This is a genomic window from Sorangium aterium, assembly GCF_028368935.1.
Lineage (GTDB): Bacteria > Myxococcota_A > Polyangia > Polyangiales > Polyangiaceae > Sorangium > Sorangium atrum.
Window position 1 is genome coordinate 596,754 of sequence record NZ_JAQNDK010000005.1, and the last position, 19,354, is coordinate 616,107.

At 71.2% G+C, this 19,354-nt stretch carries 13 protein-coding genes; 4 read left to right on the plus strand and 9 right to left on the minus strand.

The features are described 5' to 3' along the window. Positions 1-147: 147 nt before the first annotated feature. The 5 genes from POL72_RS40595 to pheA form a co-directional block, all read right to left on the minus strand. Positions 148-1,329: a tetratricopeptide repeat protein gene (locus POL72_RS40595; RefSeq protein ID WP_272102221.1), complete on the minus strand. Its 1,182-nt coding sequence runs from the start codon at positions 1,327-1,329 to the stop codon at positions 148-150. Continuing rightward, positions 1,326-1,820, minus strand: coding sequence for an RNA polymerase sigma factor (locus tag POL72_RS40600; RefSeq protein WP_272102222.1), 495 nt, complete (start codon positions 1,818-1,820; stop codon positions 1,326-1,328). Before POL72_RS40600 ends, POL72_RS40595 begins: the two co-directional genes overlap by 4 nt. Before the next feature lie 264 nt (positions 1,821-2,084). Beyond that, positions 2,085-3,434, minus strand: a complete 1,350-nt coding sequence (locus POL72_RS40605) for a hypothetical protein (protein WP_272102223.1) — start codon at positions 3,432-3,434, stop codon at positions 2,085-2,087. Positions 3,435-3,523: 89 nt separating this feature from the next. Next, complete coding sequence (locus tag POL72_RS40610; RefSeq protein ID WP_272102224.1) at positions 3,524-3,649, minus strand: hypothetical protein; 126 nt, start codon at positions 3,647-3,649, stop codon at positions 3,524-3,526. Between the two features lie 91 nt (positions 3,650-3,740). Then, positions 3,741-4,820, minus strand: coding sequence for a prephenate dehydratase (pheA, locus tag POL72_RS40615; RefSeq protein ID WP_272102225.1), 1,080 nt, complete (start codon positions 4,818-4,820; stop codon positions 3,741-3,743). Between the two features lie 597 nt (positions 4,821-5,417). Here pheA and POL72_RS40620 point away from each other — a divergent pair. The 3 genes from POL72_RS40620 to POL72_RS40630 are packed head-to-tail and all read left to right on the plus strand — an operon-like array spanning position 5,418 to position 9,685. Beyond that, positions 5,418-6,461: a TauD/TfdA family dioxygenase gene (locus tag POL72_RS40620; protein WP_272102226.1), complete on the plus strand. Its 1,044-nt coding sequence runs from the start codon at positions 5,418-5,420 to the stop codon at positions 6,459-6,461. A 46-nt stretch (positions 6,462-6,507) separates the two neighbouring features. Next, on the plus strand, positions 6,508-7,530 hold the full coding sequence (locus POL72_RS40625) for a TauD/TfdA family dioxygenase (protein ID WP_272102227.1): 1,023 nt from the start codon (positions 6,508-6,510) through the stop codon (positions 7,528-7,530). 25 nt (positions 7,531-7,555) lie between these two features. Continuing rightward, entirely contained in the window at positions 7,556-9,685 is a 2,130-nt protein-coding gene (locus POL72_RS40630) for a 2-aminoethylphosphonate--pyruvate transaminase (RefSeq protein WP_272102228.1), read from the plus strand. Here POL72_RS40630 and POL72_RS40635 read toward each other — a convergent pair. Together POL72_RS40635 and POL72_RS40640 are read right to left on the minus strand one after the other, a co-directional pair. Then, the gene (locus tag POL72_RS40635) at positions 9,678-10,550 is read right to left on the minus strand and encodes an ATP-grasp domain-containing protein (RefSeq protein WP_272102229.1); all 873 of its coding nucleotides are present in this window, start codon (positions 10,548-10,550) and stop codon (positions 9,678-9,680) included. The two genes, POL72_RS40630 and POL72_RS40635, sit on opposite strands and share 8 nt — an antisense overlap. Further along, positions 10,547-11,410, minus strand: coding sequence for a nicotianamine synthase family protein (locus POL72_RS40640; RefSeq protein ID WP_272102230.1), 864 nt, complete (start codon positions 11,408-11,410; stop codon positions 10,547-10,549). Before POL72_RS40640 ends, POL72_RS40635 begins: the two co-directional genes overlap by 4 nt. Positions 11,411-12,138: 728 nt before the next feature. Here POL72_RS40640 and POL72_RS40645 point away from each other — a divergent pair. After that, positions 12,139-13,887 carry an FG-GAP-like repeat-containing protein gene (locus POL72_RS40645; RefSeq protein WP_272102231.1) on the plus strand — a complete coding sequence of 583 codons (1,749 nt, stop codon included), beginning with the start codon at positions 12,139-12,141 and terminating at the stop codon, positions 13,885-13,887. A gap of 38 nt (positions 13,888-13,925) precedes the next feature. On the opposite strand, the gene POL72_RS40650 is transcribed toward POL72_RS40645, so the two are convergent. Both POL72_RS40650 and POL72_RS40655 read right to left on the minus strand, forming a co-directional pair. Further along, positions 13,926-15,116 carry a UDP-N-acetylmuramate dehydrogenase gene (locus POL72_RS40650; protein WP_272102232.1) on the minus strand — a complete coding sequence of 397 codons (1,191 nt, stop codon included), beginning with the start codon at positions 15,114-15,116 and terminating at the stop codon, positions 13,926-13,928. Further along, positions 15,113-19,255 (minus strand): hypothetical protein, encoded by a 4,143-nt coding sequence (locus tag POL72_RS40655; RefSeq protein ID WP_272102233.1) that lies wholly within the window; start codon positions 19,253-19,255, stop codon positions 15,113-15,115. The genes POL72_RS40650 and POL72_RS40655 overlap by 4 nt, the downstream gene beginning before the upstream one ends. Positions 19,256-19,354 lie beyond the last annotated feature (99 nt).

Genomic DNA, 19,354 nt, shown 5'->3' on the forward strand with positions numbered 1-19,354 from the left:
GCAAAGGTTTTGCGACATCTCGATGGCCAGGTGGCGACGCGGCGGGATCAGGGGTCAATCTTTTTTGAAGAAGCCCCACCGCGCGGACGTCAGCGAGCCGGCGTCCCACCGCGCGGACGCCAGCGAGCCGGCGTCAGGCCCCGGCGCTCAGCGGCCGCCGAGCTCGGACAGGCGCGCGCGCAGCCGCGGCGCGTGGACGCTCTCGCCGTGACGCGCCAGGAAATCGGCGATGGCCGCGCGCTCGTCGGCCGCCCGCCCCAGCCGCCGCAGGCACTGCACCCGGCCGACCCGGGCCTCCGCGGCGAGGGGGCCGCCCGCGCCGGCGAGGTAGCGATCGAAATAGCCGAGCGCCTCCGCCGCCTTGCCCTGGTGGAGCGCGATCTGCCCGAGCGACACCAGGGCCGCGCGCGCCTCGGGGCTCCCCGGGTGCTGTGCGAGCAGGGCGCGGTAGGCGGCGTTCGCCTCGGCGCTCTTCCCCTGCCCGAGCTGGGCCTGCGCGCGCAGGAGCAGCGCCTGCGGACCCGTCGCGGGCTCCTCCGCGCGCGGCCTGGGCGGCGGCTGCGCGCGATCCCGGGCCCCGACGGCGCTGGCGGCCGCGGGCTCGCCGGTGGGCGCGCCGGCGCCGGGCGAGGGCTCGGCGGCGGGCGCGCTCGCGCCGGACGGCGGCTCGGCGGTGGGCGCGCCGGCGTCTGGCGAGGGCGCGCCGGTGCCCGGTGAGAGCGCGCCGGCGCCTGGTGAGGGCTCGGCGGTGGGCGCGCCGGCGCCCGGCGGAGGCGCTTCCGGCACCGAAAGCGTGGGGAGGCTCAGGACCGTGCGCCGCGCGCCGCTCGGATCGAGCGCCTCGTTCCCGCTCGGCGCCGTCGGGGGTGCGTGCGCAGGCTCATCGAACAGCTCCGCCGCGAGCGCGGCCAGGAGCGTCGCCGCGACGGCGACGCCCGCGAGCGACCCGGCGATCCCTCGCCGCAGCATTGGCCGAGGCGCTGCGCGCGGCCTCGCGGTGCTCTCGGGCGCGGCCTCGAGGCGGGCGCCTCTGGCGTCGACGCGAGCGCCTCGGGGCTCGAGGCGAGCGCCCCCGGGCTCGAGGCGGGCGCGCGCGAGCACCTGCTGCAGCATGGCGGCGTCGCTGAGCTCGCGGCCGTCGCCGCGCGCGTCGCCGAGCCTGCCGATGGCGGCCCAGAGCGGCGCCTCGCTGCGGAGCTCGGGGTCGTCCTGCTCGGCGCGGCGGAGGAGCTCCGCGTCCTCGGGGCGGATCGGCTCGCCGCGCGCTTCCGCGGCGAGGATCGCGGGCACGAGGTCCAGATCGATCTCGGACTTCTGCGTCCCTGTCATGATGCTCTCTTCCGGCCGACGGCGAGGTCCTGTCGCACCTGCTTGCGGAGCGCGCCGATCCCGAGGCGCAGCCTGCTCTTGACCGTATCGGGGCTGACCTCGGTCATTCCGGCGATCTCCTCGATGGAATGATCGAGCGCGTGGTGCAGGAGGATCGCAGTGCGCTGCGCCTCCGGCAGTTCGTCGAGGTACGCGCGCGCCTCGCGCGGGAGGGCCTCGAACGGGGGTTGGTGTGGCGCCAGGGCGATCTCGTCGTCGATCGCGCTCTCCGGGGCCACGGGCGCGCCTTCCCGGCGCTGCTGCCTGGCGTACCGGAGGATGGTCCGGACGGCGACGCGCCTGGCCCAGGCCTCGACGGTGGCTTCGCCGCGGTAGCTCGACGCGCTCTCGAGGATCGCGAGCAGGCCGAGCTGCGCGGCGTCGTCGGCGTCGGCCGCGCTGCGGAGGAACGTCCGCGCGATCCGGCGGACCCGCGAGATCACGTGGGTCATGAGCCAGGCCTGGGCCTCCGGGTCACCCGCGCCGGCGCGGCGCATCCGTTCGAGGTCAGACGGCACGGGCCCAGAGGGTGACGGGGCAGGCGGCGGGGCGGGGACGGGGCGCGTCATGGCGCTGGCCAGGAGCGGCTCGGGCAGTGGGCCGAGGCGCCTGGAGAGAGCTCGCGCGTGCTCAGCGTCCATCGCTTCGACCTGGTGCGATGCACGGTCCGAAGCGGGTCAATTTTCCTTTCGTGTCGGGTCATGCGGCGCGGATGGTCATTTCCTGACCATGCCCGCGGGGGCCGGCGAGGCCGGCAGGGCGAGGCCGAGCTCCAGCCCGACGCCGGCCAGGATCCGCACCGGATCCGCCGAAAGCGCGAGGGCCGGGTGTACGGCGGCGTCTGGCTTCGTCAGGAGCACGTCCACACCCACCGTCGTCTTGAGGCGGAGCCACCCGGTGAGCGGGACTCCGAGCTCCGCGACCGGCGCGACGCTCACGAGTACGTCGGTCCGGGCCTCCGGCGGCGGCAGCTGCTGCGGAAACATCCGTGGCCACCGCCACGGGGGCGGCGGTGGCGGGCCATGACCGGGAGGCGGAGGGAACGGTGGTGGCTCCGTGAGCGCCTGCTGGGTCGTGCCTTCCTCGGGGACGCGCTCGACGATATCGACGGTGGCGCGCGCGCCGAGCTGCAGGTCGAGGCCGAGGGGGAGCCTGAGCCGGACCTGGCCGGTCGTGATCACCGGGTGGCGCGAGAGCTCGAACGTGGACTGCTCGCCGCCGACGGAGGTCGAGGGCATGAGCTCGTATCCCAGGCCGAGGACGGCGTAGTCCACCGGCGCCCAGGAGGCGCGGACAGCGGCGGCGCTCTGCCAGGGCGCGTCGCTGCTGAAGTTCGCGCCGGTGTAGCCGGCGAGGACGGCGAACGTGGGCAGCGGGCTCGCGTCGCGGCGGGCGCGCGTGGATGGCGACGGCGGGCCCGCGGGCGCCTGCAGGTCCGGCGCGGCGTCCGTGGGCGTCGCGTTCGCGGGCGCCGCAGGGGACGCGGCGGGCTCGGGGGCAGCGGCGGGCTCGGGTGGAGCCGCCGGGGCCGGTGGGGCCGGGGCGACCTTCACCTCGGCCAGGCCGGCGACGTGGCCCTCGCGGAGCTCCTCGGCGACCGCGCCGGCGATGTTGGCGAGCGACTCGAGGGCGGTCGCGCTCTGTCCGGGCAAGATCGGGATGCGGCGGCCGTAGATCTGCTCGCCGTCGCGCTCGACCACGTACAGGGCGAGCTCGTCGCTCGACCCGGCGTCGATCCAGAGCACGCCTCGCGCGTCCCATGTGTCGGCGAGCGCGTTGGCCTCGGGGAGGAGCGTTTGCAGCACGGGTCTCGGCGTGCCGGGGCGGACGATCTGAAGGCGGACGCCGACGGGGCGGATATGGGCGACGACGAGGTCGAGGGCGCGCTTGTCGATGCCGCCGGCGCCCGGGAAGGCGGCGAGGACGAGCACCGGCTCGCCTGCGGCGCGAGGCTCAGCCGCTGCGGCGGGCAGGGCGACGGCGGCCAGCAGCGTGCCGGCGACCGCGCTTGCGGCCGTTCGGGCAGCGCGGAGGGCGAGCGCGAGCGACGCGGCCGGCACGGGCACGGAAAATTATCACCGTTCCTCGCGGGGCACCATCCCCCGTCGGGGCGTAGGCGTTCCCACCCATCGGCCACCAACGTGAACGTTTACGTTTACGTGGTCGTGGTCGTGGTCGTGGTCGTCAACGGCAAGCCGTGAACGACCACGACCACGACCACGACCACGACCACGACCACGACCACGACCACGACCACGTTCACGACCACGTAAACGTTCACATAAACGTTCGGCTGTAGGAGAACGCGGCGCGAGGCTTCGTTAACGCCTTTGCCCCCGGCGGGGACCGGCCGGATGGGCCGCGCCCGCGCCTCAGCGCGCGCCGGTCGACCGCGGGTAGCTCCCGAGCACCTTCACCATCTCGCAGCGCGCGCGGAGCCGCTCGATCGCGTCGGCGACGCGCGGATCGCTCCGGTGGCCCTCCAGATCGACAAGAAAGACGTAGTCCCAGTGCTTCTGCCGGCTGGGCCTCGACTCGATCCGGGTCAGGTTGATGCCCGCGTCGTCGAAGATGGCGAGGACCCGGCGGAGCGCGCCGGGCTCCTCCTGCACGGAGAAGACGATCGAGGTCTTGTCCGCGCCCGTGGCGGGCGCGTCGCCCGCGGCGATGACGATGAAGCGGGTCGCGTTCTCGGCGCGGTCGTGGATGCGCTCCCGCAGGAGCGGCAGCCCGTAGAGCTCGCCCGCCCCGCGGCTGCCGATCGCCGCCGCGGCGGGGTCGCCGAGGGCCTCGTGCGCCGCCGCGGCCGCGGACACGGTCTGGACGATCTGCGCGCCGGGGAGGTGCTTCGCGAGCCAGAGGCGGCACTGCGAGAGCGCGTGCGGGTGCCCGTGGACCCGCGCGACGCCGCTCAGCCCCTCTGCCTTGCTGAACAGGCAATAGGCGACGTCGAGCACGAGCTCCTGCCGGATCTGGAGGTCGCTCTCGATCAGGGCGTCCGCCGTCAGGGTCACCGAGCCGTCGGTCGAGCTCTCGACGGGGACGACGCCGCAGGCCGCCTCGCCCGCGCGCACCGCATCGAAGACGCCCTCGATGGTGCCCGTCTCCCGGTAGAGCGCGGCCAGCCCGAACAGGTGCCGCGCCGCGACCTCCGCGAAGGCGCCCTCCGTCCCCGGAAAGGCCACCTTCATGGGCTCCTCCAGCGACAGGCAGGCGCTCATCACCTCCCGGAAGAGGACCCGGATCGCGTCGCGCGGGAAGCGGCCCGCGCCCTTCGCCTGCAGGCGGGCGAGCACGCGCCGCTCCCGCTCCGGGTCGTGGAACTGCGTGGCGTTCGCGGCGCGCTTCGCGTGAGCGACCTCGAAGGCCACCTCGGCCCGCTCCGCGAGGAGCTCGAGGATCCGGTCGTCGATGCTGTCGATGCGCTCACGAAGCTCGCCAAGGGTCGCCATGAACTGTTTCACCTCGGAAGGGGCAGGGCGGCCATCAAAGCGCAGGGGGCGCCGCAGCGCAAGGCTCGCCTCGGAGCCGGGAATGCGCGCGGAACGCGCGCGACGGCGATGCACGTCAGGGGCGAAGCGGCACCCGTGCGGGCTCGACGCATGGAGCGGATGGGCGAGAGAGGACCGGTGAGGGAGCAGGGGAGAGGAAGAGAGAGCTCTTGGCGCGGGAGCTGGAGCGAGAGGAGCGGCTGCCGGCGTGGGAGGATCGGGCGCGGGAGCGGGAGGATCGGCTGCCGGAGTGGGAGGATCGGGCGCCGGAGCGGGAGGATCGGCTGCCGGAGCGAGAGAACGGCGCCCGTAGGAGGACTTATGCTTTCGGGCTCAGCTGCCGAGCTTGTCGAGACGGCTGCCTGCACCGGCCCGCAACAGCATGGACGCGCTCTGGTCCGAGGCGATTGATGCCGGTCCCCGTCAGGATCCCATGATGACGTTGCCTGGGAAGCGGTATACTGTGCGGCGACAATGCGGCATTATCGAAAGGATCAGGCGGGAAACGACGATCTCGTCAGCTTTGCCGGCTTCACGCCCCCGAGAGGATGACCCACCGTGGAAACATCGTTTGCTCCCTCCAAGATCCAAACGAAACAAATTAAACACCCCCGGGCCTGGGATGGAAAGAGCCTGACCAAGGACGATGTTGCCTTCGATCTCGGGCCCAGACACCTGGAGGCCTTCGACCGCGTGATCCGGGAAGCCCGGAGACGCAGCGTCACGCTCGAGAACGCTTCCAACGAGGATTTTCAGCTCGAGGACATCCAGGGCGATGTGCAGCTCATCGCCGACAGGATCCTGAATGGCCGCGGCGTGGTCATCGTCCGCGGATGGCCGATGGACCGCTGTACGGAAGCGGAGATCGCTCTCCTTTACTGGGCATTGGGCAAGCAATGGGGAGAGCCCATCGTTCAAAGCTGGAAAGGGGATCGTCTCGGCTATGTGACCGATGTTCCCCAGCTGGTACCGGGGACGCGGGGCAAAGGTTTCACCTCCGAGAACGCGCTGACGCTCCATACAGATTACGGTGGCATCATGGGGCTGATGGCCATCCGGCGGGCCAAATCGGGGGGATTGAGCGGCCTGGCCAGCGGAATAGAGATTCATAACCGCATCGCCGCCACGCATCCGGAATATCTGGCGCCGCTGTACGAGGGCTACTATATTTACTGGACGGGCAACGAGAAAAAGGGTGAGCGTCCAATCAACCTCGACTACCGCGTGCCCCTTTTCAGCGAGCTCGACGGGCAGGTCAGCGTTTCTTTCATGAACAGAAGGGTCGTCGAGCAGGCAGCCGCGGAGCGAAAAGAGCCGCTCACGGAGCTGCAGCGCGAGGCGCTCGAATACTTTCATGCCGTCGGGGATGAACTGAAATTCACCTTCATGCTGGAAGCGGGCGAGGCGTTGTTCGTCAACAACTACGCCATTCTGCACGACCGCGCTCCCTTCGAGGACTGGCCGGAACAGGAACGCCGCCGCTTTCTCCTGCGGCTGTGGCTGAGGACCTCCCAGGAAAAGCAGCCGGTCCATTCGAGCGTCCGTCGTTTTTACGACATAATGGCTGGAAATTTCTCCCCACCGCCGGCGAAATTGATTTAGTGGCAATTGGCCGTCTTGCCCTGCAACCTTCACGCGGGAAAGCGACATGTCCAACAGCCTTGCAAGGTACACTGGCCATCCCGGGGCCTGGAGAGCCTCGGACCTGACGAAAGAAAAAATCTCCTTCGATCTCGGGCCCCGGCACCTGAAGGCGTTCGAAAAGATCATGGAGGAGGCGCGGAAACGCAACCTCACGCTCCGGACCGCTTCCGAGAGCGATTTTCCTCTCGTCGAGATTCACGACGATATCCGCCGGATCGCCGACGAAGTTCTCCACAGGCGCGGCGTCATCATCATCCGCGGCTGGCCGGTCGAGACCTATACGCCGGAGGAAATGGGATTGTTGTTCTGGGCCGTGGGCAAGCAGCTCGGAGTGCCGGTCGAGCAGAGCCATCACGGCGACCGGCTGAACCAGGTCATCGATCGCGGGGGCGGGCGGGCCTACAACTCCAATATTCCCCTGGACATGCACAGCGACTTCGGCGCGCTGGTCGGGCTTCTGGCGATCCGCAAGGCCAAGCTGGGCGGCCACAGCGGAATAGCGAGCGCCCTCGCCATTCATGACAAGATCGTCGAGACCCATCCCGAATATCTCGCCCCGCTCTATGCCGGTTACTACGTCCATTGGCAGGGAGAGGAGGCGAAGGGGGAGCGGTCGCTGATAACCGATTACCGTGTTCCGGTCTTCAGCGAAGTCGAGGGCCAGCTCAGCGTCTTCATGGTCAAGCCGTTCGTTGAGCAGGCCGCGAGGAACAAGGAAATGACCCACCTTCAGCGGGACGCGCTCGACTATTTCCAGCAAGTCGCCGACAGCGACGAGTTCGCCTACAAGTTCATGCTGGAACCAGGAGAAGCATCGTTGATGAGCAACTACACGGTCCTTCATTCGCGCTCCACCTTCGAGGATTGGCCCGAAGTCGAGCGGCGCCGGCTCCTCCTGCGGCTCTGGCTCAAGCTGCATCCCGGGGACCGCCGTCCCCTCCATCCCGATTTGCAACGCTTGCAGACCCATGACGGGTTCTACGTGTCGGCCAAGAACGGCGAAGCGCCGCAGGCACCGGCCGCGTGACGGAACCTCTACCTGGAAGGCGTCGATGATCGACCTGGCAATCGTCGGACTTGGGCGGTGGGGCACCTTCCTCGTGGATGCCGTGCAGGGCGTCAGCCCCAAGGTCCGTTTTGCCGCCGCGGTCAGCCGTACTCCCGGACGCATCGAACAGGCGGCCGCCTCGCGGGGAATCAAGGTCCTCGCCTCGCTGGAAGAAGCGCTGGCCCAACCGACGATCGCGGGCATCGTACTCGCCACACCCCATTCCCTCCATGCCGCGCAGATCGAGGCCTGCGTCCGCGCGGGGCGCCCCGTTTTCGTCGAAAAGCCGTTCACGCTCACCTCCTCCAGCGCGGTGCAGGTCTCCGCTGCCGCATCGGCGGCGGGAGTCGTGGTGGCCGCGGGGTTCAACCGTCGGTTCCTTCCCGCGATGCGCAAACTGAAGAGCGTCGTCGGGGAGGGCCGCCTGGGCACCCTTCGTCACATCGAATGCAACTTCACCGCGAACCTCATCGGGCGATTTTCCCCCGGGCAATGGCGATTGACAGCGGAGGAGAATCCGGCGGGCGGCTTCGCCGGGGGTGGCATTCATATGATCGACGCCATTATCCATCTCGGCGGACCCGTCGCCGGCGTGTTCGCGGCGGGCTCCTCGCGCATTCCGGCCCTGGAGCCTCTTGAGGACACCGTCTCCGCCCGCCTCACCCTGGCCTCCGGAGCCACGGCCTCGGTGACGACGATGATGGCCACGGCGCCGACATTTCGCCTTCAGGTATTCGGGACCCAGGGTTCCGCGGAGATCCGTCGCCCGGACACGCTCGAGATCGTCGACCTTACAGGCAAAGGCGGTCCCCTTTCCTTTGAGGCTGTTTCCACGGAGCGCGCCGAGATCGAGGCTTTTGCCGATGCCATCTCCGGAGAGGCCCCGTATCCCATTCCCATGGACGAGGTGCTCAACGGCGTGGCGGCTTTCGAAGCCATTGGCCGATCCCTCTCCACGGGCGGCCCTGTTTCCATTGCTGAGGGTGGATGCCTTGAAATTGGAGTGAAGCGCCGACACGACCACTACATGCTCACGCCGGGGCCCCTTACGGTCCCGACGGAGATCCGTAAGACGATGCTGCTCGACCGGAACCCCTACGCGGGCGACTTCGTCGACATGACCGCTGCGATCCGCCGCTATCTGCTCGAGATCGCCAACGGCCCGGAGACGCATGCCTGCGTTCCCCTGCAAGGCAGCGCCAGCTACGCCATCGAAGCGGCCATGCAGACCCTGGTGCCGCGTACCGGCACGATCCTGATCGTGCAGAATGGCTTCTACGGAAGCCGGCTCAGGGAAATCGCCGAGGGCATTCGCCTCAAGGTCACGACCCTCGACCTTCCGATGCTGCCGCTACCAACGCGCGAGGATCTCGAAAGAGCCCTCGACGCCGACCCCTCCATCACGCACATCGCCATGTGCCACGCGGAGACCGGCACCGGCGTGCTCAATCCGGTCGAGATGGTAGCGGAAGTGGCCCGGTGCAGGGGCAAGCGCCTCATCATCGATGCCGTCGCTTCCTTCGGCGGCTTTCCCATCGACGTGGCCACGCTCGATCTCGAGGCGCTCATCATCTCTCCCAACAAATGCCTGGAAAGCGTCCCGGGCATCGGCCTCGTCCTCGTCCACAAAGGCTCCCTGGCCGCCTCGGCGGGCAGGTCCATGTCGCCTTCGCTCGATCTCCATGCCCAATGGAGCACGATGGAAAAGAGCGGCACCTGGCGCTGGACGCCGCCAACCCACGTCGTCGCGGGCCTGGCCAGGGCCTGCGAACGACACCGGCGGGAAGGCGGCGTGGCCGCCCGCGGGGCACGTTACCGGCGCAATTGGCGCATCCTGATCGACGGCTTCCGCCAGTGGGGATTCCGGACCTTGATCCCCGACGAGGTGGCCATCCCCATCATCGCGACCTTCCATGTTCCCGAGCCGTTCGCGCATGACTTCCGGCCCTTGTACGAAGCGCTGGAGCGGCGCGGGATCACCATCTTCCCGGGACGGCTGACCGCCGCCGGGACGTTCCGCATCGGTGTCATGGGCGATCTGGTCGAATCGGACATCCGCATGATCATGAACGTCATCCGCGAAGTCCTCGGCGAAATCGACTCGCGCTACAAGGACCTGCCGCGGATCAGCTAGGACGTATCGCCGCCACGATGGCGTCCGCCAGCGCATTTGCCGACGCGGGGACCATGTCGAGATAGAGCGCGGGATCGATGACCTCAATCTCCATCAGGACAAACTGGCCACCGCGCAGGATGCCGTCGATCCGCGCGTAAACGGGACGACCAGAAACATGCCGCAAGACCTCCTCCGCGGCCGCCACATGCTCCTTCTCGGGAACGACGAGCACCGGAGCAAGCGGGCGGTAGCGCCCGTTTACCCGAAAATCGTCGGGATTGGGACGCTTCCTCACGCCATGGGCGAAATGTCCGTCGATGAACACGAGCGACAGTTCGCCTTCGCGGATTTCCGGCATGAATTCCTGGAGCAAGAGATCGCTCCGGCCCGTCTCGGCGCGCAGGGCCTCGGCCTGCGCGGCCACCTGGTGGCGCTCAACGAGGGTCACGCCCACGCCGCTCTCCCCGATGCAAGGCTTCAAGACGAGCCGATCTCCAGGAATTTGGGACGCCGTGGTTTCTATCTCTGGATCTTGATCGACGATGCGCGTGACCGGGCAGGGTACTCCGTGGGCGATGAGGTCCAGCAAATACCGCTTGTTCGAGTTCCACAGTAGCACGTCGACTTCATTGATCACGGGAATGGCTTCGTCCCGCAATCCGTGGAGCCATCGGAAGAATTTCTCACTCTGTTCCGTGTAGTCCCATACGGAGCGGACCACCACGCCCGCCGCATGGCCTTTTGCCTCCTCCTGCGGTTCGATCTGGTCCCAGGGACGCAAGACGGTCTCCACGCCCCGATGTTCCAGGGCCTTCTTGAGGGCCAGATCGCAGCCGATTGCCTCGGGAGGGATCTTTGCGCAGGTCGCCAGTAGCAGCTTCACGGCACACCCTGCTTCTGGTCGACGGCGGCAACCACGCCCGGCTCGCTTCCATCGTGTCGCTCGAGAAGCACGGCGTCATAGACCGCGCCGGTATAGATGAGCGGGGTGACGTGCCAGGACCCGGAGAACTCCTTGTCGAACGGATAGTTGCAGAGCGATTTGATGCCGTTGCCGTAGCGAAGGATGATCTTCGCCTGCCCGTGCATCTGGCTGCCCAGTTGCCGAAGAACGGCGGCCTTCTCCTTGACCAGTGAGGCGATGATGAAATGGCTCGCCTGTCTGACCCAAGGGATCGATTCGAGCGGACGGCAGCTACACCGGATCCGCTCCGCCAGCCCCTGATGCATGACAAGCTTTTCCGCGAGACGGGTCGCTTCAGGATCGATATCGTGACACAGCAACTCCGCCTCACTCTCCCGGGCGAAGAGCAGCGCCGTGACGGGCAGCGCCCCGGCCCCTATGAAAACAATCCTCGATTTCGGGCCTATCCCGGAGGCCGCCAATTCCGCCCGGAACGACCTCCGAAACTCCGTGTAAGTCGCGTCCAGATAGGCTTCCAGAGGCAAGGTTCCCTCTGCCGGTCGCTGGCAAAGGTGGCGGGAATGGTTCTTTTCCAGGTCGCAGAGAGCGCGATCCAGGACATCGCGAAGCATCGTGGCCTCGTGAAGAAGCTCGAGATCGCCTTCCCAGCGCCGCCAGCACGAGGCGTTCTCCGCGTTCATGACGAACTGGCGAACGGAGCCCAGCTTCTTTTCCAAGGGATCGAAATTGCCGCAACGGTCGGCCTCCTGGCGAAGCTCTTCAAGCTCTGAGCTCAGGGCACGTAATTCAGCCAAGAAAAGATGCTTGTTTGATTGCATGAGCCTTCTCGCCTGAAACCGTGCTGGGGAGATGTGTCGGAGGTTGGGCATCAACGATGTGGTCTACGACCGGGGTCGCTTCGGCGCCCATGGGCGTTGACCGTGGGTGTCCGGAGTAGCTTTGGGGGCGGCGCTTCTGGAGCGAGAGCGTTTTGCTCATTTCGCTCGGCGCAGCTTGGGTCGAGGCGGCGGCAGCGGTGAGGGGACATCGCCCCCTGCATAACGTGCACGGTGCGTTCGGTCATGCTCCTGCTGCAGGTGGAACGCCCAGCAGGCTTCGAAGTCGCCGCTCGAGCGCAGCGAGTGGAGGCGCAGCGCCGGCGCGGCGCGCGCCCTCCGGTCCGGGGAGGTGATCACGCTTACGGATGGCTCGGCCGGGGAGCCCAGGTCGCGCCCCCGCCGCTGGACCCCTGTCTCTGTCGAGGAGACACCTGGTCCTGCCGGGGCGACAGCTCGCTCGAGGCGACGGGCTCGCGAGGGGGCCGGAAGAAGCGTTCCTCCCGCTCATGCGCGTCGACGATCCGCGGGGGCGAGCGCCGCCCCGACCCGGCACGTGCGTTGCTGAAGGCTGGAGAGCTGAAGAACGAAGCGTCGCTGACGAGGCCCGCTGAACGCCCTCTGACGACGGAGGGCGGGAGCGCGCGCCAGCGCAAGCGATGCATGTCCCCTTCGCGCGTCACTGCGGCGGGCGAAGCGAAAAGGAGGGTAGCGGAATGAGGATTGAACCGATGACTCAAAAGCATGTTCGCCGACGGCGCTGGCTGTGTCCCTTGCTGGCGCTGCCGCTGGCCGCCTGCGCGGCCGACGCCAGCGAGGCGGGCGACTTCGAGGAGACGGCCCAGGTCGCATCGCCGATCGTCGACCCGACGCCGGCGGGGCCCAGCGATCTGCTCGCGATGGTGAAGGTGTCGACCTCGCACGGGAGCTGCTCGGGCATGGTCATCGCTGCGGACACGGTCCTCACCGCCGCGCACTGCTTCTGCGAGGATGGCTACGTCGGCGACAATGCCTGCTCCACGGACGCGACGGTGACCTTTCGCCCCGATCCGGCGACGCCGGGCGCGCGCCCACGCGTGCTGAGCGGCGTGGCCAGGATCCAGCCGGACTACAACCCGTCCTGGACCGAGAGGCAGATCGAGCATGACGTCGCGGTCATCAAGCTGAATGGCGTCGCGCCGGCGCACGTGAAGCCCTTCGTCGTGGCCAACGATTACCCCGGCGAGGGATCGCGCGTCACGATCGCCGGCTTCGGGCGCACGGGCGCCGACTGCAGCACCCCCTTCGGCACGCTGAACTTCGACGCCGCCGTGGTCGGCGGGTACGAGGATGGCCACGACATCCTGCGCTTCAACGACCAGGTCTTTTGCAGCGGTGACTCGGGCGGGGCCGTCTTGAACGTCGAGGCGAGCCGGCTCTACGCCGTCCACTCGATGCACACGTGGACGGTGACCCACGGCTGGGTCAGCAAAGGGGTCACGACGGGCTCCGAGTTCGACTGGATCAAGTCGCATATGTGCCCGTCGTCACGCTCGAACCAGTGCAGCGGCCACGGCGACACGTGCGACTGCTCGGCCAGCACCAACTTGCTGTGGCGGCACACCAACGGCCAGGTCGCCATCTGGTTCATGGACGGCGGCGACATCGTCGGCGAGGCCTACCCCGGCGGCCAGGATCCGAGCCTCTCCTGGAAGATCCAGGGCTCCGGAGACTTCGACGGCGACGGCCAGAGCGACGTGCTCTGGCGGCACACGAGCGGCCAGGTCGCCATCTGGTTCATGGATGGCGGAGCCGTCGTCGGTCAGGCCTACCCCGGCGGCCAGGACCCGAGCCTCTTCTGGAAGGTGGCTGGCGTCGGTGATTTCGACGGCGATGGGCGCTCGGACGTCCTGTGGCGCGACGCCAACGGCCAGCTCGCCATCTGGTTCAAGGGCGACGCCGCCCAGGCCGCCTATCCCGGCTACAACAACCAGCCCGCGCCGGTCGACAACGCGTGGAAGGTGCAGGGCGTCGGCGACTTCGACGGCGATGCGCGCTCAGACATCCTGTGGCGAAACACGAACGGTCAGGTCGCCCTCTGGTTCATGTCGGGCGGGACGCGGGTGGGCGAGGCCTACCCCGGCGGCCAGGACCCGAGCCTCTTCTGGAAGGTGCAGGCCATCGGCGACTTCGACGGCAACCTGCGCTCGGACATCCTGTGGCGGGACGAAAGTGGCCAGCTCGCCATCTGGTTCGGCGGCGAGCAGGGCTTCGACTCGCCCTCATACAACAACGCGCACGGGCCCGGCGACCTCGCATGGCAGGTGCAGGGCGTCGGCGACTTCGATCACGATCGCCGCGACGACATCGTCTGGCGGCACACGAACGGCCAGGTCGCCATCTGGCTGATGCACGGCGCGCACTTCGTCGGGGACCTGTACCCGCGCCAGGTCGACAGCGGCTGGGCGATCAAGGGCATGCTCCACGACGCCGGGCGGTGAGCTGTCGAGCAGGGGGCCTCGGCCGCCCGGGTCCCCTCTCACAGGTGGGCGCCGCTGACGAGATCGTCGATCTCGCCGGGCGCAAACCCCACCAGATCGGGCTCGGCCGAGAGCGCCACGCCGAACCGATCGAGCACGCCTCGCCGCACGCGCCGCGCGAGGCCGAGCAGCTCCTCCGCCGTCGCGCCGCCGCGGTTCACAAGCGCGAGCGTGTGGCGCGTCGAGATGCCCGCGGCGCCGTGGCGCGTCCCCTTCGTGAAGCCGGCGCGCTCGATCAGCCAGGCCGCGGACAGCTTCACCCGGCCGCCGTCCGCCGGATACCGCGGGATCGCCTCGCCGGGCGCGAGCACGCCCGCCACCTCGATGCGGGTGAGGACGGCCGCCGCGACGTCGGGCGCGAGCGTCGGGTTCATGAAGAACGACCCCGCGCTCCGGCCGTTCTCGTCCGCCGGATCGAGCACCATCGACTTGCCGCGGCGGAGCGCGATCACCGTGCGGCGCACCTCGCCGAGCGGCGGCGCGGCGCCCCCCGCGGGCACGGCGAGCGCCCGCTGGAGCTCGGGGTAGCGCACCGTCGCGGCGCCCCCCGGGCGCAGCGCGAACGTGACGGCCGTGATGACGTACCGCCCGCGCCACGCGCGCTTGAACCGGCTGTCGCGGTAGCCGAAGCCGCAGTCCGCGCCGGAGAGGACCACGGCCGCCCCCGTCGCGCGATCGATCGCCCGGACCTCGACGATCGTCTCCGCGACCTCCTGGCCGTACGCGCCCACGTTCTGGATCGGCGTCGCGCCGACGTCGCCCGGGATGCCCGACAGGCACTCGATACCCGCCCAGCCCTCGGCGACCGAGCGCGCCACGAGGTCGTCCCAGGCCTCGCCCGCCCCCGCGCGCACTAGGGCGCGCGCGGCCTCCGCGTTGCCGCCGGCCTTTGCGCTGCCGCCGGCCTCCGCGCCGTCGGTCTCCGCGCCGCTGGCCACCCCGCGCCCGCGCAGCAGCTCGATCCCGCGGACGCGCACGCGCAGCACCAGCGCGTCGACGCCCCGGTCCGCGACCAGCAGGTTCGAGCCGCCGCCCAGCACGAAGAGCGGCACGCCGCGGGCCTCGGCGAAGCGGAACGCGTCGACCACCGCGGCCTCATCGGCGGCCTCGGCGAAATAGCGCGCAGGCCCGCCCACGCCGAGCGTCGTGAGCGCGGCCAGCGGGACGGACTCGCGGACGTCGAGGCTCACGGCTTCTTCTCCGGCGCCTGCTGCCGCGCTCCGCCGCGGACAGCGCCGGGCCCCTGCGCGCCGCTGGCTTGCCGCGCGGGCGCCGCCGGGCGCGCCACCCGGATGCCGGCCATGAAGCCGCTGTCGACCGCCTGCACCCGCTCGACGAACGCCTTGTACTCGTCGATCGACACGGTCCCCGTCGGCAAGCTCAGCGCGAAGTCCTCCTCGATCGCCGCGCCGTAGCTGCCCTTGCGCGACGCCGCGAGGCCCGCGTGCTCGACGCGCACGCCCTCGGGCGCGCGCGCCACCGCGTAGCCCTCGGGCAGCTCGATCCGGCGGCGCACGTGGTACTGGAGCGCGGTCTCGATCGCGAGCGCGCTCTTGCGCGCCCCCCGCGAGGCGTACGAGGCGCCGAGCGTGCTCGTGTACGCGCGCGGGAACACGAGGTGCACCGGCTCGAGCCCCGGCAGCGTCCACGCCGCGGCGTCCTTGCCCGCCGGCTGCGCGAAGCCGTGGATCGTCACGGCCGCGCGGAGCGCGACCTCCCACGAGCCCTCCGTCGACGAGACGACAACGTCCTCGACGTCGGCCCACGGGAGCCAGCCGAGCACGACGCCCCGGAGCATCTCGCGCCGCGCGGTGCCGACCACGGTCTCGAACGCCTCCGAGAGCGCCTGCGCCGCGCGGCCATGCAGGAGGATCGTGAACGTTCCCGTGGCGTTCCCCTGCGCGTCGACCGTCAGGCGCAGGTCGACCTCGTCGCCGGTCTCGCCGCTCGTCCCGGCCACGGTGACGAGCTCGCCGCTCGGCAGCATGGCGGCGCGGCCGCGCAGCTCGGGGCTGATGCGGCCGGGGGGCAGCGGCGGGCCCTCGACGTCGGCGTCGATCCACACGTCGCCGCCCGGAAGGCGGGCGATCACGAGCGGGTGGCGGAAGCGCCCCGCGTGCGGCGGGAAGTCCGCCGACGAGCTGAACGGCTCGGTCTCGGCGATCGCGAGATCGGCGCGCACGCCGAGCTCGCGCAGCGCGCGGTAGACGACCCACGACCGGCTGCCCTGGCCGAGCTCGATCATCGCGCGCGCCGTCGTGCGCTGCGGGCCGCCGCCGAGGAGCGCCGCCATGTCCGAGAGCTCGGCGCCGCCGGCGACCTTCACCGCCTTGCCCGCGGCCGCGACGACGCGCTCGAGCAGCGCGGGCGACGGCGTCCGGTCGGCGCCCGCGGCCTCCCGCGCCCAGCGGGTCATGGTGGGATCGCGGTCCTCGAGCGCGCGGATGTTCTCGTCGAGCGCCGCGGCCACGTGGTCCCAGGTCTGCGTCCCCAGGCTGACGCCGACGCCCATCTCCACGCGAGGCACGCCGTCCTCCATGCGCCGCGGCGGCTGATCCTTGATGCGCCAGACGCTGACCGTGGAGGCGCCCTCGGCGCGCTGCTCCGCGGCGCCGAGCAGCGGGTGCGACCAGAGCGCGAGCGGGAGCGACGTCGGGCGGCTGACCTCGATCGTCGCCTCGCGGACGCTCGTGCGCTCGGGGAGCAGGTCCCACGTGTCGATGACGAGCTGGCCGCCGTCGCCCGGCAGCGCGTACCCCTCGGTGACCTGCTCGACGTAGTCGCCCTGCTCGAGCTGGGAGAGGTCGCTCTGGTCCTGCGCGGCGTTCGAGGCCGCGTCGGGCGCGAGGATGCGGCCGTCCCGCTTGTGGATACGGCGGCGCAGGAGGCGCGGCATGGCGCGGCCCTCGATGAGCGGGCCGTAGGTGGCCGTGCCCTGGGCGACGTCCGTGGTGCCGGAGACGCGGCGGAGGTCGTACGTGACGTAGTGGACGAGCCCGTCGGGCGAGATCGTGAACCGCTCGACGTGGCGGAGCACCGCGGTGGCGGCGCCGGGGAGGAACGCCTTCTGCTGGTCCTCCAGCACGAGCTTGCGGCCCTCGGCCTCGAGCGCCGGCGCCGGATCCGGCGCGAGGCCGAGGGCGCGGGTGATGGGGCCGATCCCGGCGGGGGTGTCGCGCGCGGTCGTGCGGTCGCGGGCGAGGCGGCCCCGGACGGCGCGGGCGTCGCCGCGGCCGGCGGCGAGGCCGAGCGCCTCGAGCATCGCCCGCTGCCCCGGCGGCATCGCGTCGTAGACGGCGAGCGCGCCGCGCAGGTCGCCGCGGGCGACGCGCTCGCGGAGCTCGACGTCGCGCAGGGCGTCGGGCGCGCGGCGGAGCCGGCGCAGCCGCTTGATCTCGGCGAGGACCGCGTCGCGATCGCTCGCGCCGAGGAGCGCGCCGAGGCACGCGGCGCTCGAGCGATCGAGCCCGCCCTCGCAGGCGGCCTTCACCGCGTCGACGCCGGCGCGGCCGTGGATGCGGTCGTCGACGACGGCGAGCAGCGTCGAGCCGGGCGCCGCCGCGGCGAGCTTCGCGTAGGCGGCCTCGGCGACGTCGGTGACGTTCGCGCGGTGAGCGACCGCCGCGAGCTCCGCGAGGACCATGCGATCGGCGTCGGCGACGGTGGGCGCGCTCGGGCCGGTCGGCCCGGGGGGCGCGACCCGGACGCCGAGCTCGCGGAGGGCGTCCATGGTGCCCTCGCCACGGCCGCCGCGGCGCTCGGCGAGCTCCGCCTTGTAGAGGCGCGCCTCCCACGACGCGGGCCATGCGGCGAGCACGCGATCGACGGCGGCGCGGATGCGCTCGACGACCTCGGCCTCGGGCAGATCGCCCACGCGGCGGATGGCCCTCGCGTAGAGCAGGTCGAGGCGCGGCGAGCGCGGCGCGGCGGCGGCCGGGGGCGGCGCGGCGGCCGGCGAGCGTGGCGCGGCGGCAGCCGGGGGCGGCGCGGAGGCCGGCGAGCGTGGCGCAGAGGCGGCCGGGCGTGGCGCGGAGGCTGCGGAGCGCGCGTCGCTCTGGTGGAGGCGGCCGTCGCCGTCAGGATCGAGGAGGTGCTCGGCCGTGCGCGCGTCGCCGAGGGCCAGCAGGGCCGCGGCAGCGACCTCGATGCTCGCCGCGCCGGGGCGCTGGCCGGCGGCGCCGCTCGACGCCGCGGCCGGAGCAAGGCTCACGGCGGCGGGCCGGGACGCCGACGCGGTCGCGGCGGCGCCGGGGCGCGGCGCGCGGGCGCGGAGCGGCAGGCCGTTCTCGCCCCACGCGGTGAGCTCGATGGCGTCGCCGTCGCCCTTCTGCGCCACGCGCACGACGACGCGCAGCGTCCCCGGCTGGGCCTCGACCGTCGCGAAGCGCGTGACCTGCGCGCCGCCCGCCGCGTAGTCGCGTTGGAGGGCGGGAACGCCGCCCACCTCGAGCACGGCGGCGGACGACGAGGCGAGCGCGAGGCTCACCCGCTGGGCGATCGGGTTGTGGAGGTCGACGACCACGGCACGCGTCCCCTGGAGGGCGCTCACCGCGTCGATGTCGATGGCGCACGCATCGGCGCGGACGACGATGGGCGAGGCGCTCTGCGCGAACGGCGCGAGCCCCGGGTAGGCCCTGGCGAGCGGCGCGCCCGGCGCGGAGCTCACGGGGGACGGCCGGGCGAGGCCGTGGAGGGGCGCCGCGTCGAGCGGGCCGACGATGGCGGCCTCGCCCGCGCAGCCGCGGCGCGCGCTCCAGGTCGCTGCCGCGGCCTCGTCGCCGACGAAGAGGGCGATGCGGTGGAGGGCGCTCGCGAGGGCGCCGCGCACGAACGGCATCTCCGGCGCGCCGCGGCCGGAGACGTCCGCGAACGCCCAGGCGCGCTGGAGCCGCCGTGCGACCTCGGGGAGCGCCCCGCGCGAGCGGAAGGCGATGGCCGCGGCGTCGGGGTCGGGGCCGCCCGCGGTGCCGGCGCCGAAGACGAGCGCGTCGAGGGACGCGATCACGGTGGCGAGGGCGCCCTCGGCGCTCGGCGCGTCGACGGCGCGGTCGAGGGCGTCGAGGTACGGCGCGGCGGCGGCGGAGCTCGTGATCTCGGCCTCCAGCGCGGCGGAGAACGCGGAGGGGAGCGGCGCGTCGGCGGCGAGCGGCGACGCGGCGCCCCGAGGCGCGCACGCAGCGGGCGCGGCGGCGGCGAGCGCGAGGGTGAGCGCCAGGGCGGCGCGGCGAGCGACGAGGAGGGGGCGGCGGGCGACGTGGGGGCGCTCGGCGGGGCGAGGGCTCCCGGGGCGCTGGCCGGCGCTCGTGGGGCTGCGGGGGTGGGTGGTCACGATCGGCGTCTCCACGGCGCCGCGCGCGCGGTGCCTGTCCGCCGTTCCTTACGGGCCTGGGATTGCCGACGCAAAGGTGAACTTCGGCAGGCCACCGCG